The 19624-nt window shown below is 44.8% G+C and carries 16 protein-coding genes; 4 read left to right on the top strand and 12 right to left on the bottom strand.

Annotated elements, in window-relative coordinates; genetic code table 11:
- Positions 1-85 precede the first annotated feature (85 nt).
- The 10 genes from O9X84_RS09760 to leuS all read right to left on the bottom strand — a co-directional run bounded on the left by O9X84_RS09760 (position 86) and on the right by leuS (position 11375).
- On the bottom strand, positions 86-1270 hold the full coding sequence (locus tag O9X84_RS09760) for a serine hydrolase (protein WP_052010217.1): 1185 nt from the start codon (positions 1268-1270) through the stop codon (positions 86-88).
- A 234-nt stretch (positions 1271-1504) separates the two neighbouring features.
- On the bottom strand, positions 1505-2593 hold the full coding sequence (locus tag O9X84_RS09755) for a septal ring lytic transglycosylase RlpA family protein (protein ID WP_269519550.1): 1089 nt from the start codon (positions 2591-2593) through the stop codon (positions 1505-1507).
- Positions 2590-3705, bottom strand: coding sequence for a rod shape-determining protein RodA (gene rodA, locus O9X84_RS09750; protein WP_269519549.1), 1116 nt, complete (start codon positions 3703-3705; stop codon positions 2590-2592). Before rodA ends, O9X84_RS09755 begins: the two co-directional genes overlap by 4 nt.
- On the bottom strand, positions 3705-5600 hold the full coding sequence (mrdA, locus tag O9X84_RS09745) for a penicillin-binding protein 2 (RefSeq protein WP_269519548.1): 1896 nt from the start codon (positions 5598-5600) through the stop codon (positions 3705-3707). Before mrdA ends, rodA begins: the two co-directional genes overlap by 1 nt.
- A gap of 27 nt (positions 5601-5627) precedes the next feature.
- Positions 5628-6098 (bottom strand): 23S rRNA (pseudouridine(1915)-N(3))-methyltransferase RlmH, encoded by a 471-nt coding sequence (gene rlmH / locus O9X84_RS09740; protein WP_269519547.1) that lies wholly within the window; start codon positions 6096-6098, stop codon positions 5628-5630.
- Between the two features lie 93 nt (positions 6099-6191).
- A complete protein-coding gene (rsfS, locus tag O9X84_RS09735; protein WP_032096508.1) occupies positions 6192-6509 on the bottom strand; it encodes a ribosome silencing factor in 318 nt (105 codons plus the stop codon).
- Positions 6510-6520: 11 nt separating this feature from the next.
- On the bottom strand, positions 6521-7186 hold the full coding sequence (gene nadD / locus O9X84_RS09730; RefSeq protein WP_269519546.1) for a nicotinate (nicotinamide) nucleotide adenylyltransferase: 666 nt from the start codon (positions 7184-7186) through the stop codon (positions 6521-6523).
- A gap of 2 nt (positions 7187-7188) precedes the next feature.
- Complete coding sequence (gene holA / locus O9X84_RS09725; protein ID WP_269519544.1) at positions 7189-8217, bottom strand: DNA polymerase III subunit delta; 1029 nt, start codon at positions 8215-8217, stop codon at positions 7189-7191.
- A gap of 16 nt (positions 8218-8233) precedes the next feature.
- A complete protein-coding gene (locus O9X84_RS09720) occupies positions 8234-8758 on the bottom strand; it encodes an LPS-assembly lipoprotein LptE (RefSeq protein ID WP_269519543.1) in 525 nt (174 codons plus the stop codon).
- A gap of 13 nt (positions 8759-8771) precedes the next feature.
- On the bottom strand, positions 8772-11375 hold the full coding sequence (gene leuS / locus O9X84_RS09715) for a leucine--tRNA ligase (RefSeq protein ID WP_269519541.1): 2604 nt from the start codon (positions 11373-11375) through the stop codon (positions 8772-8774).
- A gap of 357 nt (positions 11376-11732) precedes the next feature.
- Here leuS and O9X84_RS09710 point away from each other — a divergent pair, with 357 nt between their 5' ends.
- Positions 11733-14129, top strand: a complete 2397-nt coding sequence (locus tag O9X84_RS09710) for a Lon protease family protein (RefSeq protein ID WP_269519540.1) — start codon at positions 11733-11735, stop codon at positions 14127-14129.
- Between the two features lie 108 nt (positions 14130-14237).
- Complete coding sequence (locus O9X84_RS09705; RefSeq protein WP_269519539.1) at positions 14238-15539, top strand: ABC transporter substrate-binding protein; 1302 nt, start codon at positions 14238-14240, stop codon at positions 15537-15539.
- Positions 15540-15644: 105 nt separating this feature from the next.
- Here O9X84_RS09705 and O9X84_RS09700 read toward each other — a convergent pair whose 3' ends face one another.
- Together O9X84_RS09700 and yhbY are read right to left on the bottom strand one after the other, a co-directional pair.
- On the bottom strand, positions 15645-16421 hold the full coding sequence (locus tag O9X84_RS09700; protein ID WP_269519538.1) for an SDR family NAD(P)-dependent oxidoreductase: 777 nt from the start codon (positions 16419-16421) through the stop codon (positions 15645-15647).
- 95 nt (positions 16422-16516) lie between these two features.
- Positions 16517-16810, bottom strand: a complete 294-nt coding sequence (gene yhbY / locus O9X84_RS09695; protein ID WP_269519537.1) for a ribosome assembly RNA-binding protein YhbY — start codon at positions 16808-16810, stop codon at positions 16517-16519.
- Positions 16811-16905: 95 nt separating this feature from the next.
- Between yhbY and rlmE the strand changes: the two genes are divergently transcribed.
- Positions 16906-17535 (top strand): 23S rRNA (uridine(2552)-2'-O)-methyltransferase RlmE, encoded by a 630-nt coding sequence (rlmE, locus tag O9X84_RS09690; RefSeq protein ID WP_032096499.1) that lies wholly within the window; start codon positions 16906-16908, stop codon positions 17533-17535.
- 101 nt (positions 17536-17636) lie between these two features.
- Positions 17637-19583: an ATP-dependent zinc metalloprotease FtsH gene (ftsH, locus tag O9X84_RS09685; protein ID WP_269519536.1), complete on the top strand. Its 1947-nt coding sequence runs from the start codon at positions 17637-17639 to the stop codon at positions 19581-19583.
- Positions 19584-19624: the final 41 nt, after the last annotated feature.

Genomic DNA, 19624 nt, shown 5'->3' with positions numbered 1-19624 from the left:
ATATTCTCGGTATGTAAACTTATATAAAAAAACGGCCAGATTGTATCAATCTGGCCGCTTCACAACTAGGTGTTAACGCAATTATTTATTCGTCGTCAAAACCAATTTGAAGCATTATGTAATCTTTTAGGCGGTTGAACATGCTGCCTTCCTTCACTTCTTGAAGTGTAACAAGGGGGTAGCTAGCTACGTCTTCACCACCAAGCTGAAGGTAAAGCTTTCCAACAACTTGTCCTTTCGCCAGTGGTGCTTCAAGCTTTTTATCTAGCTCAAAATTAGCTTCTAGGTTCTCAGCTTGACCGCGTGGAATGGTAATGGGGGTAGATTGATTAATTCCAAGGTCTACAGTTTCTCTGTCACCCATGTAAATTCGGTGTGCCACAAAGCTCTGTCCTGCTTCATAAGGAATGACGGTTTCGAAAAAGCGGAAACCGTATTTAAGCAGCTTCTTATTTTCAACCTTACGCGCTCGCTCGCTGTCGGTGCCCATAACAACTGAAATCAGGCGCATGTCGCCTTGCTCTGCTGATGTGATTAGGCTGTAACCTGCATCTGAAGTATGCCCGGTTTTGATACCGTCAACATTGAGGCTTTTATCCCACAACAAGCTGTTGCGGTTATATTGCTTAATGCCGTTAAAGGTAAATTCTTTTTCGCTGTAAATCGCATACATTTCTGGCGTTTCAGCAATAAGTGCGCGAGATAGCACTGCCATGTCACGGGGTGTGGTGTAGTGGTCTGGGTCGTGTAAACCATGTGCATTAACCCAGTTGGTGCTGGTTAATCCAAGGGCCTGGGAATGCGCATTCATCATGCTTGCAAAGGCCGATTGAGAACCTGCTACGTGCTCTGCCATCGCCACACACGCGTCGTTACCTGATTGCACCACGATACCGCGAAGTAGATCGCTTACTGAAACCTGTGTACCCACTTCGATAAACATTTTCGAAGAATCTGGAAATTTCTTCGCCCATGCGTTTTCTGAAATAGTGACTTCATCATCAAGGCTGATGTTGCCCGACTGAAGTTCTTTCCCGATCACATAGATAGTCATTATTTTGGTAAGACTTGCTGGAGCGAGCTGCATATCGGCATTCTTTTCTGCGATGACATGACCGGTTTCAAAATCAGTAAGCAAAAAACCTTCTGCGGCTACAGTAGGCGCTGGGGGGGTAACAACAGCAGCGTGAGCAATGTTAAAAAATACGCCAAGCAATAAGAAGGCAAATGACAGTGAAGGCGCTTTAGCGCGTTTAATTATTTTGAGCATGGTTTATTTCTTTTACCGAGTTATATCCGTGTGAGTTTACAGCTACTCTTAGATTGATGTTCCCAACACTAAGACTACCCATCAAGAGCGAATAGTAATTGCATATCAAAATGACTCATAGAGATTGTCATTGAAATTGCGATAGGAATTACAATAGAACTAACATTAGTACCGAAGTCTATCGCAAGGGTGAGAGTAGGACTAGGGTTTACCGAAAAAGTTTCGATGAAAGTGCTATTGAGGCTGTTTTATTGCATAAGCATGTGGGTAGCCGTTTTGTTTAAGCTGACTTAACACGTCTTCAATCATTTGTTCATCTTCAATAGGACCAAGCTGAAGTTTGTAGATGTTGTTACTTACAGGAAGATGGGCCGGAAGCTGATACAAAGCAGACAGCACATTGCTTATGGATTTTGCTTTCTCTGCGTTAGATAGGGCTGCAACCTGAATAAACATACCGCCAGCGTTGATGGGGCTTTCATTTTGGGGGGCTATAGATTGTTCATTGCGTTGTGCTGTGTCTTCTACGACTTCTGAGTGCGCCATCTGACTTGGCGCTATTTTACTCGTAGCAATCTTATCCGGAACATCTATACCCAAGTATTCATCATAGCTAACGGTGGGATTGCTGCCTATCGTGACGTTATTGTTCTCATCGATGTGAATAACCTCTAGCTTAACTTTTGCCGTACCTTTGCTGTGATACCCCAGCTTAACCGCAGCAGCATAAGACAAATCAATTATTCTATCATCGTGAAAAGGGCCGCGATCATTAACGCGGACAATCGCTTGTTTATTATTTTCTAAGTTGGTCACTCTAACGAATGAGGGTAGCGGCAAGGTTTTGTGTGCGGCACTCATGGCGAACATATTATAGGTTTCACCGTTTGACGTTAAATGGCCATGAAACTTCTGGCCGTACCAACTGGCATATCCTACTTTCTCGTAGCCTTTGCCAGAAGAGATTGGCGTATAATGCTTACCGAGGACTTTATAAGGTCTGTTATTAAACGTTCGGTAGGCTTCAAACCTGGGCACTGCGTCGAGGGTTTCCGGTAGTTTAGCCACGTAATTAGGGGCGGAGTCTTGCGATTGTGTATAGCGGCCAGTTTGGCCTGACTGACATCCACTTAATAGAATCCCCGATACACACGAGAGAAGCAGAAGGCCTCGGGTACATAAATGAATGAAGCGCTTAACTAAATTTGGCGCGTTTAATAACGAAAGCAACGGCAACAAAACCGGTGGCAACAATAACGACGTATGACAAAGCTGATGCCTGAGCTTTGAAATTTGCGGAAATAGTGAGAGCGGCAAGGTCATCGGGATATTAAACGTTTTTGCGTTGCAATTGACATTAGAATGCCAAAACCCGCCATCAATGTCACCATAGATGTTCCACCGTAGCTCACCAACGGTAAAGGAACGCCCACGACTGGAAGCAACCCCGACACCATGCCCATGTTAACGAATACATAAACAAAGAAGGTAAGGGTAATACTACCACCAAGTAGTTTAGAAAAGGCATCTTGAGCTCGACTAGAAATGATTAAACCGCGTAAAATGATATATAAATAAATAGCCAGTAAAACGATGACGCCAGTAAGGCCAAATTCTTCACTAAATACAGAAAAGATAAAGTCGGTATGCCGCTCGGGTAAAAATTCTAGTTGAGATTGCGTACCCTGGAGCCAGCCCTTACCATCAACGCCTCCGGAACCAATCGCTATCTGAGATTGAATAATATGGTATCCCGAGCCAAGCGGGTCGCTTTCGGGGTTTAAAAATGTCAGCACTCTTTGCTTTTGATAATCCTTCATGAGGAAGAACCACATAATAGGAGCAAATGCACCAATAAGTGCTCCTACAAAGGAAATAAGACGCCAGCTCATACCAGCAAGAAATATGGCGAACACACCTGAGCTGGCAATAAGTAGAGAAGTGCCTAAATCAGGCTGCTTGGCAATGAGCACCGTGGGCACTACCACCATGGTAAAGCCTAGCGCAACGTGGTGCGTTCTCGGGGGGAGAGTATGTTTACTGATATACCATGCTATCATCATGGGCACGGCAAGCTTCATTAACTCTGATGGTTGAAAGCGAATAAAGCCGAAGTCTAGCCAGCGCTGCGCGCCTTTTCCCATATCACCAAAAAGCAAAACGGCAACTAACATAAGTAACCCCACTGCAAAGGCAAAAGGTGAGAGGCGTCGATAGAAACCAGGCGGCAATTGAGCCAGTATTGCCATAACGACAAAGCTCAATCCTAAGCGAGTAAACTGTCGTTCCATCTGCGCCATATCTTGACCTGACGCAGAATAGAGTGTGACTAGTCCAACGCCACTTAAGACCAACAGGCCGAGCAGCAACCAGCCGTCAACATGAATGCGCTGTAAAAAGCTTATTTTATCTGGCGTGATTGCCGTTCTTTTCATTATTCGTTGAGCTCGCTGTCGATACTTGCGGTTTCAAAACGTCTGTCTCGAAAATAAAAATCCATTAATTTCCTTGCTACTGGCGCCGCATTAGAACTTCCGCCACCGGCATTTTCAAGTACTACCGTAATAGAAATTTCTGGGTTGTCGAAAGGCGCAAATCCAACGTAGAGGGCGTTGTCGCGAAGCCTTTCATCGACCTCGTCTGCGTTGTATTTTTCGTTTTGCCCGACGGTGAATAACTGAGCCGTACCCGTTTTACCCGCTGATTCATAGGGGGTATCGGCAAAGGCAAAGCGAGCGGTTCCTTCTTCGCCATGAACCACATCGTGCATCGCATTCAATACAATATCGAGATTTTTTTGATCGCTTATTTTAATAGGTGGCAAGGTTTTCAGAGCAATAAGATCGTCTGTGCCATCCAGTTTTCTGTAACCGCGAATGAGCTGAGGTATGTAACGCTCGCCTCGATTAACTAAGGTGTTAATTGAATGGGTAAGCTGAATAGGCGTGGCGGTCCAAAAGCTTTGTCCGATGCCAACAGGGATAGTATCACCAATATACCAAGGCTGATTAAAGCGGGCGCGTTTCCACCCTCTGCTTGGCATATTCGCGTCGGATTCTTCGTACAAATCGATACCCGTGTAATCACCAAAGCCGAAATTTCGCATGGCCTCACTGATTTTATCGATACCCAAGTTATAGGCTAAATCGTAGTAGTAGGTATCGCATGAAACCTCAATAGCCTTTGCAATATCGACGTCACCGTGCCCCCATCGTTTCCAGTCACGCCAAACGTGGTTTACATTTGGCAGCCGATAGCGGCCGTTATCTTTAATAGTGTAGTCTTCAGTGACCGCACCGTCTTCTAAACCCAGTAAAGCCAGATGCGGCTTTATAGTTGATGCCGGCGAATACTGCCCTTGAGTGGCACGATTAATCAACGGGCGGTTTGGCGAATTAAGCAGCGCTGAGTAATTCTTACTGCTAATACCGTGAACAAATAAATTGGGGTCGTATCCGGGATTAGAATAGAGCGCCAGCACTCCGCCAGTTTTCACTTCTGAAATTACCACCGCACCACGAGTGCCCTCAAGTATACGCTGAGCTTCTTGCTGAAGAGATAAGTCAATATTAAGCACAATATCCTTGCCAGGAGTTGGCGGCTCTACGTTTAGTACACGAATTATTCGTCCTTGATTATTCACTTCAACCTGTTGGTAGCCTACCTCGCCGTGAAGAAGTTCCTCGTGGTATTTCTCTATGCCAAGCTTACCAATATCATAGGTGGCGGCGTAGTTATCTTCTTGGCCGGCTTCGACGATTTTCTGCAAATCTCGTTTATTGATGCGTGCTACGTATCCAAGAACATGAGTGAGTGTCTCTGCATAGGGATAGTGGCGTGCAAGACGCGCTTCAATTTGCATCCCTTTAAATTTGTGTTTGCTGGCTGAGAAGGTCGCCACTTCTTCTTCGGATAATTCTGTGCGCAGGACAACAGGCTTAAAGCGGCGAGTGCCCTTTAAGTTTTTCTGAAAACGTTTAATTTCGTCATCGGTAATATCCATGAGCGTGGTAATTCGTTTAAGGGTATCGTCGATGTCGTCCACTTTTTCGGGGATGATCTCTAAACTAAAAACCGGTCTATTTTCGGCGAGCAATATCCCATTTCGGTCGTATATTAGCCCTCGATTTGGCGCAACAGGCAGTACTTTAATGCGGTTCCCATTTGAACGTGTTTGATAGTCATCGTGCTGAGTAACCTGCAAAGAGTAAAGATTGTTAAGCACAATGCCCAACATGGCGGTAACAATGATAAAGGCAATAGTTGCACGACGGGCAAACAGGTTGGCTTCCGCGGAATGGTCACGAATAGCTTGGCGTTTACGGTGCATTGAGTTCCTTTGCATTAATAACTGCTTCTATTCTCTATGATAAGGGTGATTTTGTGTTACCGACCATGCGCGATACACACTCTCAACGAGTATAATTCTGACTAGAGGGTGAGGAAGGGTTAACGCTGATAATGACCACTTTTGTTCAGATGCAGCAGTGCAAGAGGGCGCTAGTCCTTCAGGACCACCAATGAGCAAGCTGACATCTCTACCGTCCATCTTCCAATTATCTAGCTGTTTTGCCAGCATTGGTGTATCCCATGGCTTTCCGGTTACCTCAAGTGTCACTACGCGGTTGCCTTTGGGAATAGCCGCTAACATTTGTTCGCCTTCCTTCTCCAGGATCCGTTTAATGTCAGCGTTCTTACCTCGTTTGCCAGCTGGTATTTCAGTAATGGTTACCGGCATATCACTTGGGAATCGACGGATAAACTCGTCGACACCCGCGGATATCCATGACGGCATTTTTGTTCCCACAGCAACAATTTGAATCTTCAACACTGCACCATGAATGACAATCCTAGCCTTAGTAGCTGTTGTGGGTGAATATGAAGCATGCTTACCAATGACTCTTTTAGCGAGAGCCCTATCCTATGACCAGAGCTTTTCTAGCTGATAAAAGTCTCGGGTTTCATCTTGCATAACGTGCAAAATGACATCGCCGAAATCAACCAGTACCCATTCTCCGGTATCTTTACCGTCAACGTGCCCAGGCGCATGCCCGGCATTTTTCGCTTCAACCAATACATTCTCTGCAATTGAGGATACGTGACGTTTTGAATTACCAGAACAAATGATCATGGTATCTGTAATGGTCGACTTACCTCTAACATCAAGCTCAATGATATCACGGCCTTTCATGTCATCTATTTTGTCTTTAACAAACTGCTTAAGTTGTAGACTCTCCAAGTGTTTTCCTCTTATCTTTCTTCAATATATAACTGGTTGGCATCAATATATTCAATGACGCTGTTTGGTATCCAGTTTTCAATAAAATCTTGAACGGCTTTATCTAAAGCCCCTGCGTTTTTTTGGGTTATGGTATTGCGCAACTGCGTTGACGAAATTACTTTAAGGGGAGTATCAACTAACAATACATATCCATTTTTACGTTGATGTAACTGCGCCGCATCTCGAGTAACAACAGATTTGAGCCAATCTGCTACAGCCGGTGGCGGGGCGAAATTATCGTCATCTCTTCGCATTACAACAAGGTGGCAATACGTTAATAAGCATTCCCACTCGTACCACTTATCTAGATTATACAGTGAATCGGCACCAATGAGAAAACAGATTGTCTCGTCGGTTCGAGAATTTAATTCTCGCAGTGTTTTTACCGTATAAGATGGCGAGGGAAGAGAGAGCTCGATCAGCTCTGCATGAAGCTTGGGATTTTCCTCGCAACACAGATTTATCATATTTACTCTGTGCTTTTCAGAAACAGAAACCGACTTATGAGGTGCTAACTTACAGGGCATCAAATGGACACCATCAACACCTAAAAGTTTTGTGACATGTAGAGCTGGAGAAATATGACCATAATGGGGTGGATTAAACGTACCGCCCAATATCGCTTTTAAGGCCACCGCTATTTATCCAAAAAGGGGATGTTTACTAAGTTGATACCCATAAACATCATGCACAGGTGGCAAAGTTTTACATAGGGGCGAGAAATTACTTGTTGCTTAAAAGCAAGGTCCGCTTGACTCAACGCGTGTTGAATACCTTCTAGCTGTTGTAAAGAAAGCCGCTGCATTGCATTTTGATATATCGCTTGTTTATTACGCCAAATACCAAATTTTTGCCATTGAATAGGCTGGCCTTGTTGTTCAGCCGTTTTTAAATTCCACAGCTGCTCCCACTCTCTCACTAATGCCCAAATGATTATATTTGGCTCTAAACCCTCACTTTCTAGTCGGTAGAGCATTTTAATACAGCGGGTGCTTTCTCCATTAAGCATCACATCAACAAGCTGAAACACGCTGTAGCGGGATTGATCGACCATGGCTCGTTCAATTTGCTCATCGGTTACAGACTGATGCGGATAAAGCAGCGCGAGTTTATCTATCTCTTGTTTTGCGGCTAGAAGGTTACCCTCACAAAAGTCGGAAATCATTTTTGCGCCATTGGGTGATACAGAAAGCTGATGCGAGGTGAGTTGCTGGTTTATCCAAGTGCTTAATTGGCGTCCTTCAAGGGGGTAACATAGTGTGGATGCGCCTATTTCGTCGAGAACTTTAAACCATTTTCCACGCTGTACGTCTTTACCAATCTTTGGCCCGTGAATGAGTAACAGCATATCTGGGTTGAGTTTAGCGGCGACCTCTTGCAGCATTTTACTGCCCTCAGTGCCTGGTTTGCCGGTGGGAAGTTCTAGCTCAATAAATTGCTGGCTTGAAAACAACGACATACTCTGCGTTGCTTCAAGCAGCTGGTTCCATGAAAAACCTGTGTCAGCAACCAGGGTAGTTCTCTCGTCAAATCCCTTTAATTTTGCTTGTGCTCGGATTTGCTCGATAACGTCGAACTTCTGCTGAGGCTCGTCTCCAAACACCAAATAACAAGGCCTCAGACCTTTTTTGATATCTTGACGAAACTGGTTTGGGTAAATTTGCATGCCTAGTCGTCAGTCATCATTTTTCAATGTCCAATGCAGCAATCGCTTGACCGGATAAGCGTCTAATGATCATATCCGCTGCCTCGGCGCGCATTTCGTCGAGCATTAAATCAAGCTCTCTCGATTTTGCTAATACCTGATCGGGGTCGTCTTGATAATCCCGTACTACCTCAAACTGCACCATCATTGGCTCTTTGTTAGGAAAGGACACGCGATAACGCACCACATAAATGAGGTCGTACTCCGCCACCTGACCCGATGGATACACGGATAAAAGTTGGCGGTCCAACTTTTCCGGTAAAAGGTAGATGCTGATGTTCTCGCTCGGGGCGCTGTCGCTGCCCCGTTCTTGTGACTTTAATCCGTAAATGTTCAATCTATTGTCGAGCGCACGCGCTAAGGGCGCGTGCGCTCTGGCACTTTCAATTACAACAGTGTTGATATTGTCAGGAAGGCTGGGAGCGCCACGGAGGTGAAAACCACAGCTACTAAGGGTGCTCACTATCGCTGCAATACCGACTAATTTTAAAAGTGCATTCATTATCAATAGTCGCCTAGTTAGCTACAATATTTACAAGCTTGCCGGGCACAACAATCACTTTTCGAATCGTTTTCCCATCGATAAATTGTTGGACATTCGACTGGGCGAGGGCGCTTGCTTCAATGTCGTCTTTGCTCGCATCAGCGGAAATTGTCATTTTGGCGCGTACCTTGCCATTTACCTGAACAATGATCAGTTTTTCGTCTTCAATGAGTGCGTCTTTGTCCACTTTTGGCCACGGCGCAACATCGATATCTTCGTTATGTCCAAGCACCTTCCACAACTCATGGGCAATATGCGGTGTAATTGGGTTAAGCAACAAAAGCACTGACTCGGTCGCTTCGCGCATAATGGCAATGTCTTGCGCATCGTCTTGCGGCGCTTTTTGAAGATGATTCAGTAGCTCCATAATGGCAGCAACAGCTGTATTGAAGGTTTGTCGACGGCCAAGGTCGTCGCTTACCTTTTGAATGGTTTTGTGCAGTTCACGACGAAGGGCTTGCTGCGACTTATTAAGCGCCTTCACGTCAAGCGCTTCAGGAGTCCCTTTTTCAACATGCTCAGTCACTAGCTTCCAAATACGACGAAGGAAGCGGTTAGCGCCTTCTACACCAGAATCTACCCATTCAAGAGTCTGTTCAGGTGGAGCAGCAAACATAGTAAACAAGCGCACCGTGTCCGCACCGTACTGGTCAATAACTTCTTGCGGGTCGATACCATTGTTCTTTGACTTCGACATTTTTGTCATGCCCCCGTGAGTGACAGGGGTGTTATCAGCGGTAAGCCATGCTTTTACAATACGGCCTTTGTCGTCTTTTTCAGTGGTTACTTCAGTAGGCGAATACCAGGTTTTCTTACCTTTATCGTCTTCTCGATAGTAAGAATCTGCTAGCACCATGCCTTGGCATAGTAAGCGCTTAAATGGCTCGTCTGAGTCTACTAAGCCCTCATCGCGCAATAATTTGTGAAAAAAGCGAGAGTAGAGTAGGTGCAATATTGCATGCTCTATTCCACCGACATATTGGTCAACAGGCAGCCAATAATTAGCTGACTTCGGGTCTAGCATGGCATCGGAGTTGGTTGCACTAGCATAGCGAGCGTAGTACCACGATGATTCCATAAAAGTATCAAATGTATCCGTTTCGCGCAGGGCAGGTTCACCATTATAGGTGGTCTTCGCCCATTCAGGATCCGCTTTGATAGGCGAAATGACGCCGTCCATCTCTACGTCTTCCGGTAGCTCAACAGGAAGTTGATCCGACGGCACAGGTGCAGACTCGCCATTTTCTAGCCTTAACATTGGGATAGGGGTACCCCAATAGCGCTGACGACTTACGCCCCAATCTCGCAGGCGATAATTCACTTTGCGTTTTCCGCATTCTTTATTTTCCAGCTCGTCTGCGATGCCGTTAAATGCCGCATCGAAATCAAGACCATCAAACTTTTCAGAGTTAATTAATGTGCCTTTTTCCGTGTAGGCAGACGCTGAAAGGTCGCATTTATCTTCATCACCCTCTTTCGCGGCAATAACTTGCTGAATGGGGAGATTGTACTTTGTTGCAAACTCCCAATCTCTCTGGTCGTGCCCAGGGACTGCCATTACAGCGCCAGAGCCGTATTCCATCAGTACGAAGTTAGCAATCCAAATGGGTAGCTTTTCGCCGGTAAGCGGATGAACAACCTCTAATCCAGTCGCGCAGCCCTTTTTATCCATAGTGGCCATTTCTGCTTCAGCAACTTTAGTATTTTTGCATTCGTCGATGAAACGGGCAATGTCTGGGTTCGACTGTGCTGCAAATTCTGCCAATGGGTGTTGGGCAGCAACAGCAACATAAGTGACGCCATAAAAAGTATCAGGGCGGGTGGTGTAAACAGTAAGGTCGGCAATGTCATTGACAGGTGATGCCAAATTAAAAGTAATGTCTATCCCTTCAGAACGACCAATCCAGTTCGCCTGCATGGCGCGCACTTGGTCAGGCCATTCTTCAAGCTGTTCCAAATCGCTTAATAATTCTTCAGCATAATCGGTTATTTTGATAAACCATTGAGGGATTTCTTTTTGCTCAACTAACGCACCAGAGCGCCAGCCGCGGCCATCAATAACTTGTTCGTTAGCCAACACCGTCTGGTCAACGGGATCCCAGTTCACCGTTGAGTTTTTCTTGTAAACCAGCCCTTTTTCATAAAGACGAGTGAAGAACCATTGTTCCCAGCGATAATAATCAGGTTTACACGTTGTAACCTCTCGGTCCCAATCATAGCCAAATCCAAGCGAGCGAAGCTGGGTTTTCATGTAATCTATATTAGAGTAGGTCCACTTAGCGGGCGCCGTATTGTTGTTGATTGCTGCATTCTCAGCAGGCAGACCGAACGCATCCCAACCCATTGGCTGCATGACATTTTTTCCCTGCATGCGCTGGTATCGGCTGATAACATCACCAATGGTATAATTGCGCACATGACCCATATGCAGACGACCGCTTGGGTAAGGGAACATTGATAGGCAGTAAAATTTTTCTTTATCTACGTCGTCAATGGCTTTGAAAGATTGATTATCTTCCCAATATTGCTGAACGCGTTTTTCTATATCTTTTGGGTTGTACTGATTATCGGCCATGAAACTTAGGCTTCCGCTTTATTAAATTGAAACGTTCTTACTTTGCTAAATGGTCGTTATTATTGGCCCAGAAATGTCGCCAAAAAATGGCACCAAAAGGTAACAACAACGAAAACATAGCAAGTTGAATACATATGTAGCCGCATAGAATACCCCACGGGAGAGTCATGCCTCAATAGCTTAACGTACATGAGCGCAATTTTTATTGCCACTTGCTGTAAAAATAAGCAAGTGGTGGTTTGTGTTTGTCTGATTCTTAGTCATTTACACTACGAAAACATGCCTAGAAGCGATAAGGGTTTGACACCCCAGTTAAATAGAGTTTCACTTACTTAAAAGCACTATAAAAAGAATCATATGTCAGTCGACAGTAAAGCCTTTGCGTTAGCAACCGATGCCTTAACGCCCACAATAAACAGACGAGTAATAAACAGCGCGCTTAAAGATGAGCAGGCGCTTAACGCCACCTTTATTGGACAAGAAAGGGCGAGAGAAGCCTTGACCTTTGGTTTAGGGATTGATGCCATTGGGTATAACTTATATGTGATGGGTGAGCCTGCTACTGGTCGATTTACGTTAGTAAAAGACTACATAGAGCGACAAGTTGCGCGGTTGAGCTCGCCTGATGATTGGTGCTACATCAATAACTTCGACGAAGAGCGTGAGCCTGTGGCCCTTCGTTTTCCTCCTGGCGGTGGTAAGGTTTTTCAAAAAGATATCGCCCAACTTATCGACGACGTGTTAGACACATTTCCTGTGGCTTTCGACAACCCTGGATATCAGCGCAAACGGGCCTCTATTTCTCGCGATTTTGAACAAAAGTACGACGAGGCCATCGACGCGGTAGAGCGCTATGCTAACGCCAATGAAATTGCCATGTTTGAGGAAAGTGGCGCTATCACATTTGTTCCTATTGTCGACGGAAAACCCGCCAACGATAGTCACGTTGCTACGCTCAGTGAGCAGCAACGCCAACATTTTTATGCACTGGTGGATGAATTAGAGAATAGATTAAGCGAAGGCTTGTTAAGTCTCCCGGCGTGGAAGCGAGAAAACTCCGAGCGTCTTCGAGAACTTGATAGGGTGACTGCAGAGCAAGGAATTAAAGCCCTAATAAAAGACCTTGAACACCAATACGCCGCTAATCTCGGCGTCATGAAGTATCTCAAGCAGCTAAAAACCGCTCTGGTCAATGCCATTCTCGTTATTCACCAAGAAGAACAGAAAGAAGAGAAAAGTGACGACTTTGACAGAAAGATATTTTTGGAAGAGCAGCTTTTACCTAATGTATTAGTAGCCAATAAGCGCGACGATGCTGCCCCCGTTATTTATGAGCCAAACCCTACTTACCAAAATCTATTTGGAAAAATTGAATATACCAACATTCACGGCAGTGTGTTTACCAACTACAGAATGATTCAGCCAGGTGCCTTACACCGTGCTAATGGCGGTTATTTACTGCTGGATGTTGATCGGCTTATCGATCAACCCTTTGTATGGGATACCTTAAAGCTTGCTATTAAGTCGGGGCGATTAAGAATGGATTTACCCCAGCAAGACGTTGGTATGGTAAATAACATCACGCTAAATCCACAGCCCATAGATTTGACAGTAAAAGTTGTTCTGCTTGGTTCTCGAGACTTGTATTACACCTTGCAAGACTACGATGACGAATTTGATGAGCTATTCCGCGTACTGGTCGATTTCGATTTAGAGATTCCAGTCACTCGTCAAACCTTATTCGACTTTGTTGGAAAAATTCGCGCCCATTTAGTGTCATTAGGGCTAAGTGGAATTACCGCAAATGCCATGTGCCGCTTGGTTCAGTTTTCATTGCGAAATGCTGAGCATAAAGAAAAACTATCGGCACACTTTGCAGAGGTAATAGAGCTAGTTAATGAAGCGCATTACTTTTGTGCTATGGCCGGTGCGAGCGAAATTGAACTTGGACATTTAGTTACCGCTCTTGACTCAAAAAAACGTCGAACCGGTCGAGTCAGTCAAAGTCTTCTCAATGATATAAAGGAAGGCCACGTTCTTATCGACACCGAAAATAAAGCAGTGGGGAAGGTAAACGGGCTAACGGTATTAGATGTTGGAGATACGGCATTCGGTACACCTGCCCGTATTACTGCAACGGTATTCGCTGGCGCAAGCGGCGTTGTTGATATTGAGCGAGAAGTAGAATTAGGGCAGCCTATACACTCTAAGGGGGTTATGCTGCTTAATGGTTACTTAGGTAACAAATATGCCCAGCATTTTCCGTTAACCTTATCGGCCAATATTGCCCTTGAGCAGTCATATGGTCACATCGATGGTGACAGTGCATCGTTAGGTGAGCTAGTTGCACTTATTTCTGCCTTAACGGAAATCCCTTGCCTGCAAACATTGGCCATTACCGGTTCAATAAACCAATACGGTGAAGTGCAGGCAGTGGGGGGAGTGAATGAAAAAATTGAGGGTTTCTTTGAACTCTGTCAATACCGCGGACTTACGGGTACTCAAGGCGTTATTATACCTAAATCCAATGCTATTAATTTAGTGCTAGATGCGACCGTCATTGATGCGGTGAAAAAAGGGCTGTTTCACGTATACACAGTGGAGACCGTAGACGACGCGCTAACTATATTAATGCAGCAAGAGGCGGGCAAACTAAGCAGTAAGGGAAGATACCCGAAAAATTCAATTAATTACCATGCCGTAAACAGGTTATACAATATTGCGTTAATCGTTAGTGGTGGGGATGGTGAATAGTATGGTGAGAATTGTTTCAGAGGTTTTAGCTACCAAAGTTCAATAGGCAAACTCATTAAACCAGTTACCATAGATATTGATAAGAAGTGGATAAAGAAGGAAGGTTTTATGGGTGATGTGAATTGGGTTTCCAGCTATGTGTCCAAGGCAGCTTCATACCTTCTGACAATACTTTTTATTTACAGTGCTTCACCAGGCACTGGTATTGCCGAGGAACTTAATGTCGGTGTTTCAATTTCAACCAGTGCCCAGCGTGAGACGTTTTACATATTGGCGCGAGAGTTCGAAAAGCAAAATCTAGACGTAACGGTTCGTTACACCACGTTAAGTAGCGAAGAATATAAACGTTCATTTCCTACAATGGTCTCCTCAGATAGCCGTTTCGATGTTCTATATTGGCACTCCGGACAGCGTCTATTTGAGTATGTTGATGACGGACTCGTGCTATCTGTTGACGATGTCTGGCAGCAACAGGGTTTGGGAGCAGCCTTTGAGCAAAGCGTTAAAAAAACGCTAATTCGAGATAATCAATTTTATGGTGTGCCAATTTCGTATTATCAAATTGGATTTTACTACTCAAAGAGTATATTCAATCAACTTTCACTTTCAGAGCCGTCTTCTTGGCAAGATTTTATGGCCGCCTGTGAATTAATCAAGCAAGCTGGTTATCCACCCATATTTATCGGTACGAAAAGTAACTGGCCAGCCGCAGCATGGTTCGACTATTTAAACCTTAGAATTAATGGGCTCGACTTTCATCAACAATTAACCTCCGGGCATATTCCCTTCACTGACGAACGTGTGATTTCAGTGCTTAATGCATGGTTAGAGCCAATAGAAAAAGGGTATTTCATTTCTGATCACGATGAGCTTACTTGGCGTGAAGGGCTGCCGTTTTTATTTCGTGATTTGGTAGGTATGTCCATGATTGGCAATTACGTTATTCAGGATATTCAGGAGACAGCGGTACCTAGGCTTGGATATTTCCCATTTCCACAACTAGATGAGCGTGTTGCGACTTATGAAGAGGCGCCTATCGATGTTCTTATTATTCCCAATAAGGCCAATAATATTTCGTTAGCCAAGCAATTCTTGGCATTTGCCGCTCGACATGACGTTCAGTCTACATTAAATAAAAGTTTAGGTGTGTTGTCGCCAAATAAATTTGCTCGACAAGATTCGTCGCCGTTAACCAAAGAGGCCTATTACGCGCTTTCTAATGCTGCGGGTGTTTCTCAGTTTTTCGATCGGGATGCAAGTGAGTTATTTGCCAAAAAGATTATGCCGATTTTAGATACGTTTATGGTGAAGCCAAATGTCGAATTTACCGTCCTTGAGCTTGAGAAGGCAAGACAGGCTGCCTACCTCACTCAACAACACGACGTTGTTGAGGAGAATACGGTAAAATAAAAAAAGCGCGGCATTGTCAATTATGTGACTTCGGCGCTGCAGTTTTTTTACCACTCACCATGTGAGCGCATATCGACAGTTGCTATATTATTCTAGCTACCCAGTTTATTTAGGAGGCATTCGCAGGCCACCGTCCAAGCGAATGGTTTCGCCGTTGATATAGGTGTTGTCAGCTATCTGCATGACCAGTTTTGCAAACTCTTCAGGCAAACCTAAACGCTTTGGAAACTGTACGTTTGCTGATAGCGCTTCTTGCACTTTTTCTGGCATGGCAAGCAGCATTGGCGTGCCCATCACGCCAGGCGCGATAGTATTTACGCGAATGCCTAACGGCGCTAGGTCTCGAGCCATAGGTAGGGTAAGACCAATGATGCCGCCTTTACTTGCTGCGTAAGCAGTTTGACCTATTTGGCCCTCATAGCCAGCTACCGATGCCGTATTAATGATAAGGCCGCGTTCACCCTCATCATTGATAGGAGACTGCTTTGCCATTGTTGCAGCAACAAGCCGCGCAACGTTAAAGCTGCCCACGAGGTTTATATCAATAGTTTTTTGAAAGTCGCCGAGTGGGGCAGGGTTGCCTTCTCTGTCGAGTAAGCGTTTTGCTGGCGCGATACCGGCGCAGTTAACTACCATACTTATGGCGCCAAATTTTGCAGTGGTAGCGTCGATTCCTCGTTGAACCTGATCTTCGTCGCGGACGTCTACGTGAGAAAAAAGCGTGCCTTCTTCACCTAGTTCAGATACGCGCTGTGCGCCTTGTTCGTCATTTAAATCGAAAAGACTAACTTTAACGCCGGCGCCTCTAAGTGCAACCGCAGTTGCATGGCCTAGACCAGAGCAGCCGCCAGTGACTATTGCAGTAAGATTAGTTAACAGCATTGATTTCCCGTTTGTTCTCGTTGTTTTAACAAGATGTTAACGGGAATTGGTAGGAAAAACTATGGCGCTAGCCTATGCCAGCACCAAAAGCTTCCTTATTTTGGCAACTGAATTTTACAGTCTTCGCTAGGACGGTAAATAATTAGCGTGTGACCTATGACCTGAAGTTTGTGTGCGTTAGTTTCGCGAATGATGGCATCCATTATCAACGATTTTTCTTCGCGATCGTCAGAGGGCACTTTTACTTTGATCAGTTCATGATGATTTAAGGCGCTATCAATTTCCGCTACTACGCCCTCAGTGAGGCCGTTTGAACCGAGCTGTACGATTGGTTTCATTGGGTGTGCTAGGCCTTTAAGAAATTGTTTCTGTTTATTTGAAAGTTTCATTTAATAAATATTCTTACAATTATTCTGTTAGTTTATGCTTGAAATAACGTATTCTAACGCCATCTTCCCTACAATCCTAATAACATTGTAATTGAATGACAAAAAAGAACCAATCCGCCAGCAGTAAACGTTGGCTCAAAGAACATTTCGACGACCATTATGTGCAAAAAGCGCAGAAAGAGGGTTGGCGGTCTCGCGCTATCTATAAACTGGAAGAAATTCAGAATAAAGATAAATTAATAAAGCCTGGAATGACACTAGTCGATTTAGGAGCTGCTCCCGGTGGTTGGTCACAGCTCTCTGCAAAGTTAGTCGGCGACAAAGGTCAGGTTATCGCTTGTGACATTTTACCTATGGATTCAATTGTAGGTGTAGACTTTCTTCAGGGTGATTTTCGCGAAGAAGAAGTTTTAAATGCATTATTGAACAGAATTGGTGGGAACACCGTAGATATAGTGTTGTCTGACATGGCACCTAACTTAGCTGGTAATTCGGCGGTGGATCAGTCTCGTTCTATGTACTTGTGCGAGCTGGCGTTAGATATGTGTCATCAAGTGTTGAAGCCGGGTGGCTCATTCGTCATTAAAGTGTTTCAAGGTGAAGGTTTTGTTGAATTTATGAATTCGCTCAAACAATCCTTCACCACCATAAAAACGCGTAAGCCTGCGTCGTCGAGATCCCGTTCTCGTGAGGTGTATTTGGTGGCTTGTGGGTATAAAGTGTAGTACGCTTTGAATTAAGCGATTTTTGTTGCGAACTGTTTTGTATATTGAACCAACAACTTGGTTAATACTGCACCAGTTCGGATTTATAGAGGTTAGTAGCATTGAGCGACATGGCAAAAAATTTAATCTTATGGTTGGTTATCGCCGTTGTATTGATGTCGGTTTTCCAGAGCTTTTCACCGAGTGAATCAGCTCGTTCACAAACTGACTACACAACATTTCTAAGAGAAGCAGAGCAGGGCAATATTCGTGAAGTTCGCATTAATAATGATGGCGAAATTCGTGGAACTAAGCGCTCAGGTGAATCTTTTCAAACTTTCGTACCTTATTTCGATGACAAGCTGGTTTCAGACTTGGTAAAAAATGATGTAAGAGTTTATGGTGAACCGCCGGAGGAGCAATCACTTCTCGCGTCGATATTTATATCTTGGTTCCCAATGTTACTGTTAATTGGAGTATGGATATTCTTTATGCGCCAGATGCAGGGCGGCGGCGGCAAAGGTGCCATGTCGTTTGGCAAGAGCAAAGCGCGCTTGTTAGGTGAAGACCAGATAAAGACTACGTTTGCAGACGTTGCAGGTTGCGACGAGGCAAAAGAAGACGTGTCTGAATTAGTCGACTTTTTACGCGATCCATCGAAATTCCAAAAGCTTGGCGGTAAAATTCCCAAAGGCGTGTTAATGGTCGGTCCTCCGGGAACGGGTAAAACGCTACTAGCAAAAGCCATCGCCGGTGAAGCAAAAGTACCATTCTTTAGCATCTCGGGTTCTGACTTTGTTGAAATGTTTGTGGGCGTAGGTGCATCACGCGTGCGTGATATGTTCGAGCAAGCGAAAAAAGCAGCACCCTGCATTATCTTTATTGACGAGATTGACGCGGTTGGTCGTAAGCGTGGCGCAGGCCTAGGCGGCGGTCATGATGAGCGTGAGCAAACGCTTAACCAGATGCTAGTTGAAATGGATGGCTTTGAAGGTCACGAAGGGATCATCGTTATTGCGGCAACTAACCGCCCAGACGTACTTGACCCTGCATTACTTCGTCCAGGTCGTTTTGACCGTCAGGTTATTGTTGGTCTTCCTGATATTCGCGGTCGTGAGCAAATTCTTAAAGTTCACATGCGCAAAGTCCCTATCGCAGACAACGTTGAAGCATCGTTGATTGCGAGAGGAACACCGGGTTTTTCTGGTGCTGACCTAGCAAACCTGGTGAACGAGGCTGCTTTATTCGCCGCCCGCGGCAGCAAGCGAGTTGTTGCCATGGAAGAGTTCGAGAAAGCGAAAGACAAAATCATGATGGGCTCTGAGCGCAAGTCAATGGTGATGTCCGAGTCTGAAAAAGAAATGACGGCTTATCACGAAGCAGGTCACGCAATTGTAGGTCGGATAGTGCCAGAGCACGACCCTGTTTACAAAGTGTCAATCATCCCTCGTGGTAGAGCACTTGGTGTAACCATGTACTTGCCTGAGAAAGACCGCGTAAGTCATTCTAAACAGCATCTAGAAAGTATGATTTCCAGCCTGTTTGGTGGTCGAATTGCAGAGCAGATAATTTACGGCGATGACAAAGTGACTACTGGTGCATCAAACGATATTGAGCGTGCTACTGATATTGCTCGTAAAATGGTAACTCAATGGGGACTATCTACAAAGATGGGACCTATGCTTTACGCAGAAGAAGAGGGCGAAGTATTCCTTGGTAATTCAATGTCGAGAGCGTCGAGTATGTCTGATGATACGGCTCGTGCTATCGATGCTGAAATCAAGTCACTTATAGACCGCAATTATGAAAGAGCGCAGCAGATTTTAGAAGACAATAAAGATGTTCTTCACACGATGAAAGACGCGCTGATGAAGTATGAAACTATCGATGCTAGGCAGATTGATGATTTGATGAACCGAACGGAAGTGCGTCCTCCCGCAGACTGGGACGACAGTAAGCCTTCGGGTGGTGATAAGCCAAGCGGCGGTTCGCCTGTTAAAGAAGGTGAGATCAAAAACGATGGTGTAGACAAATCTTCAGTCGGAAAGCCAGGCGATATTCCTAGCTAGCACCTCTTTACACTATTTTTTGTAATCAAAAAAACGCCAGT

The sequence above is a fragment of the Alteromonas sp. BMJM2 genome, from assembly GCF_027257845.1.
Lineage (GTDB): Bacteria > Pseudomonadota > Gammaproteobacteria > Enterobacterales > Alteromonadaceae > Alteromonas.
This window is presented reverse-complemented; position numbering and strand designations above follow the sequence as displayed.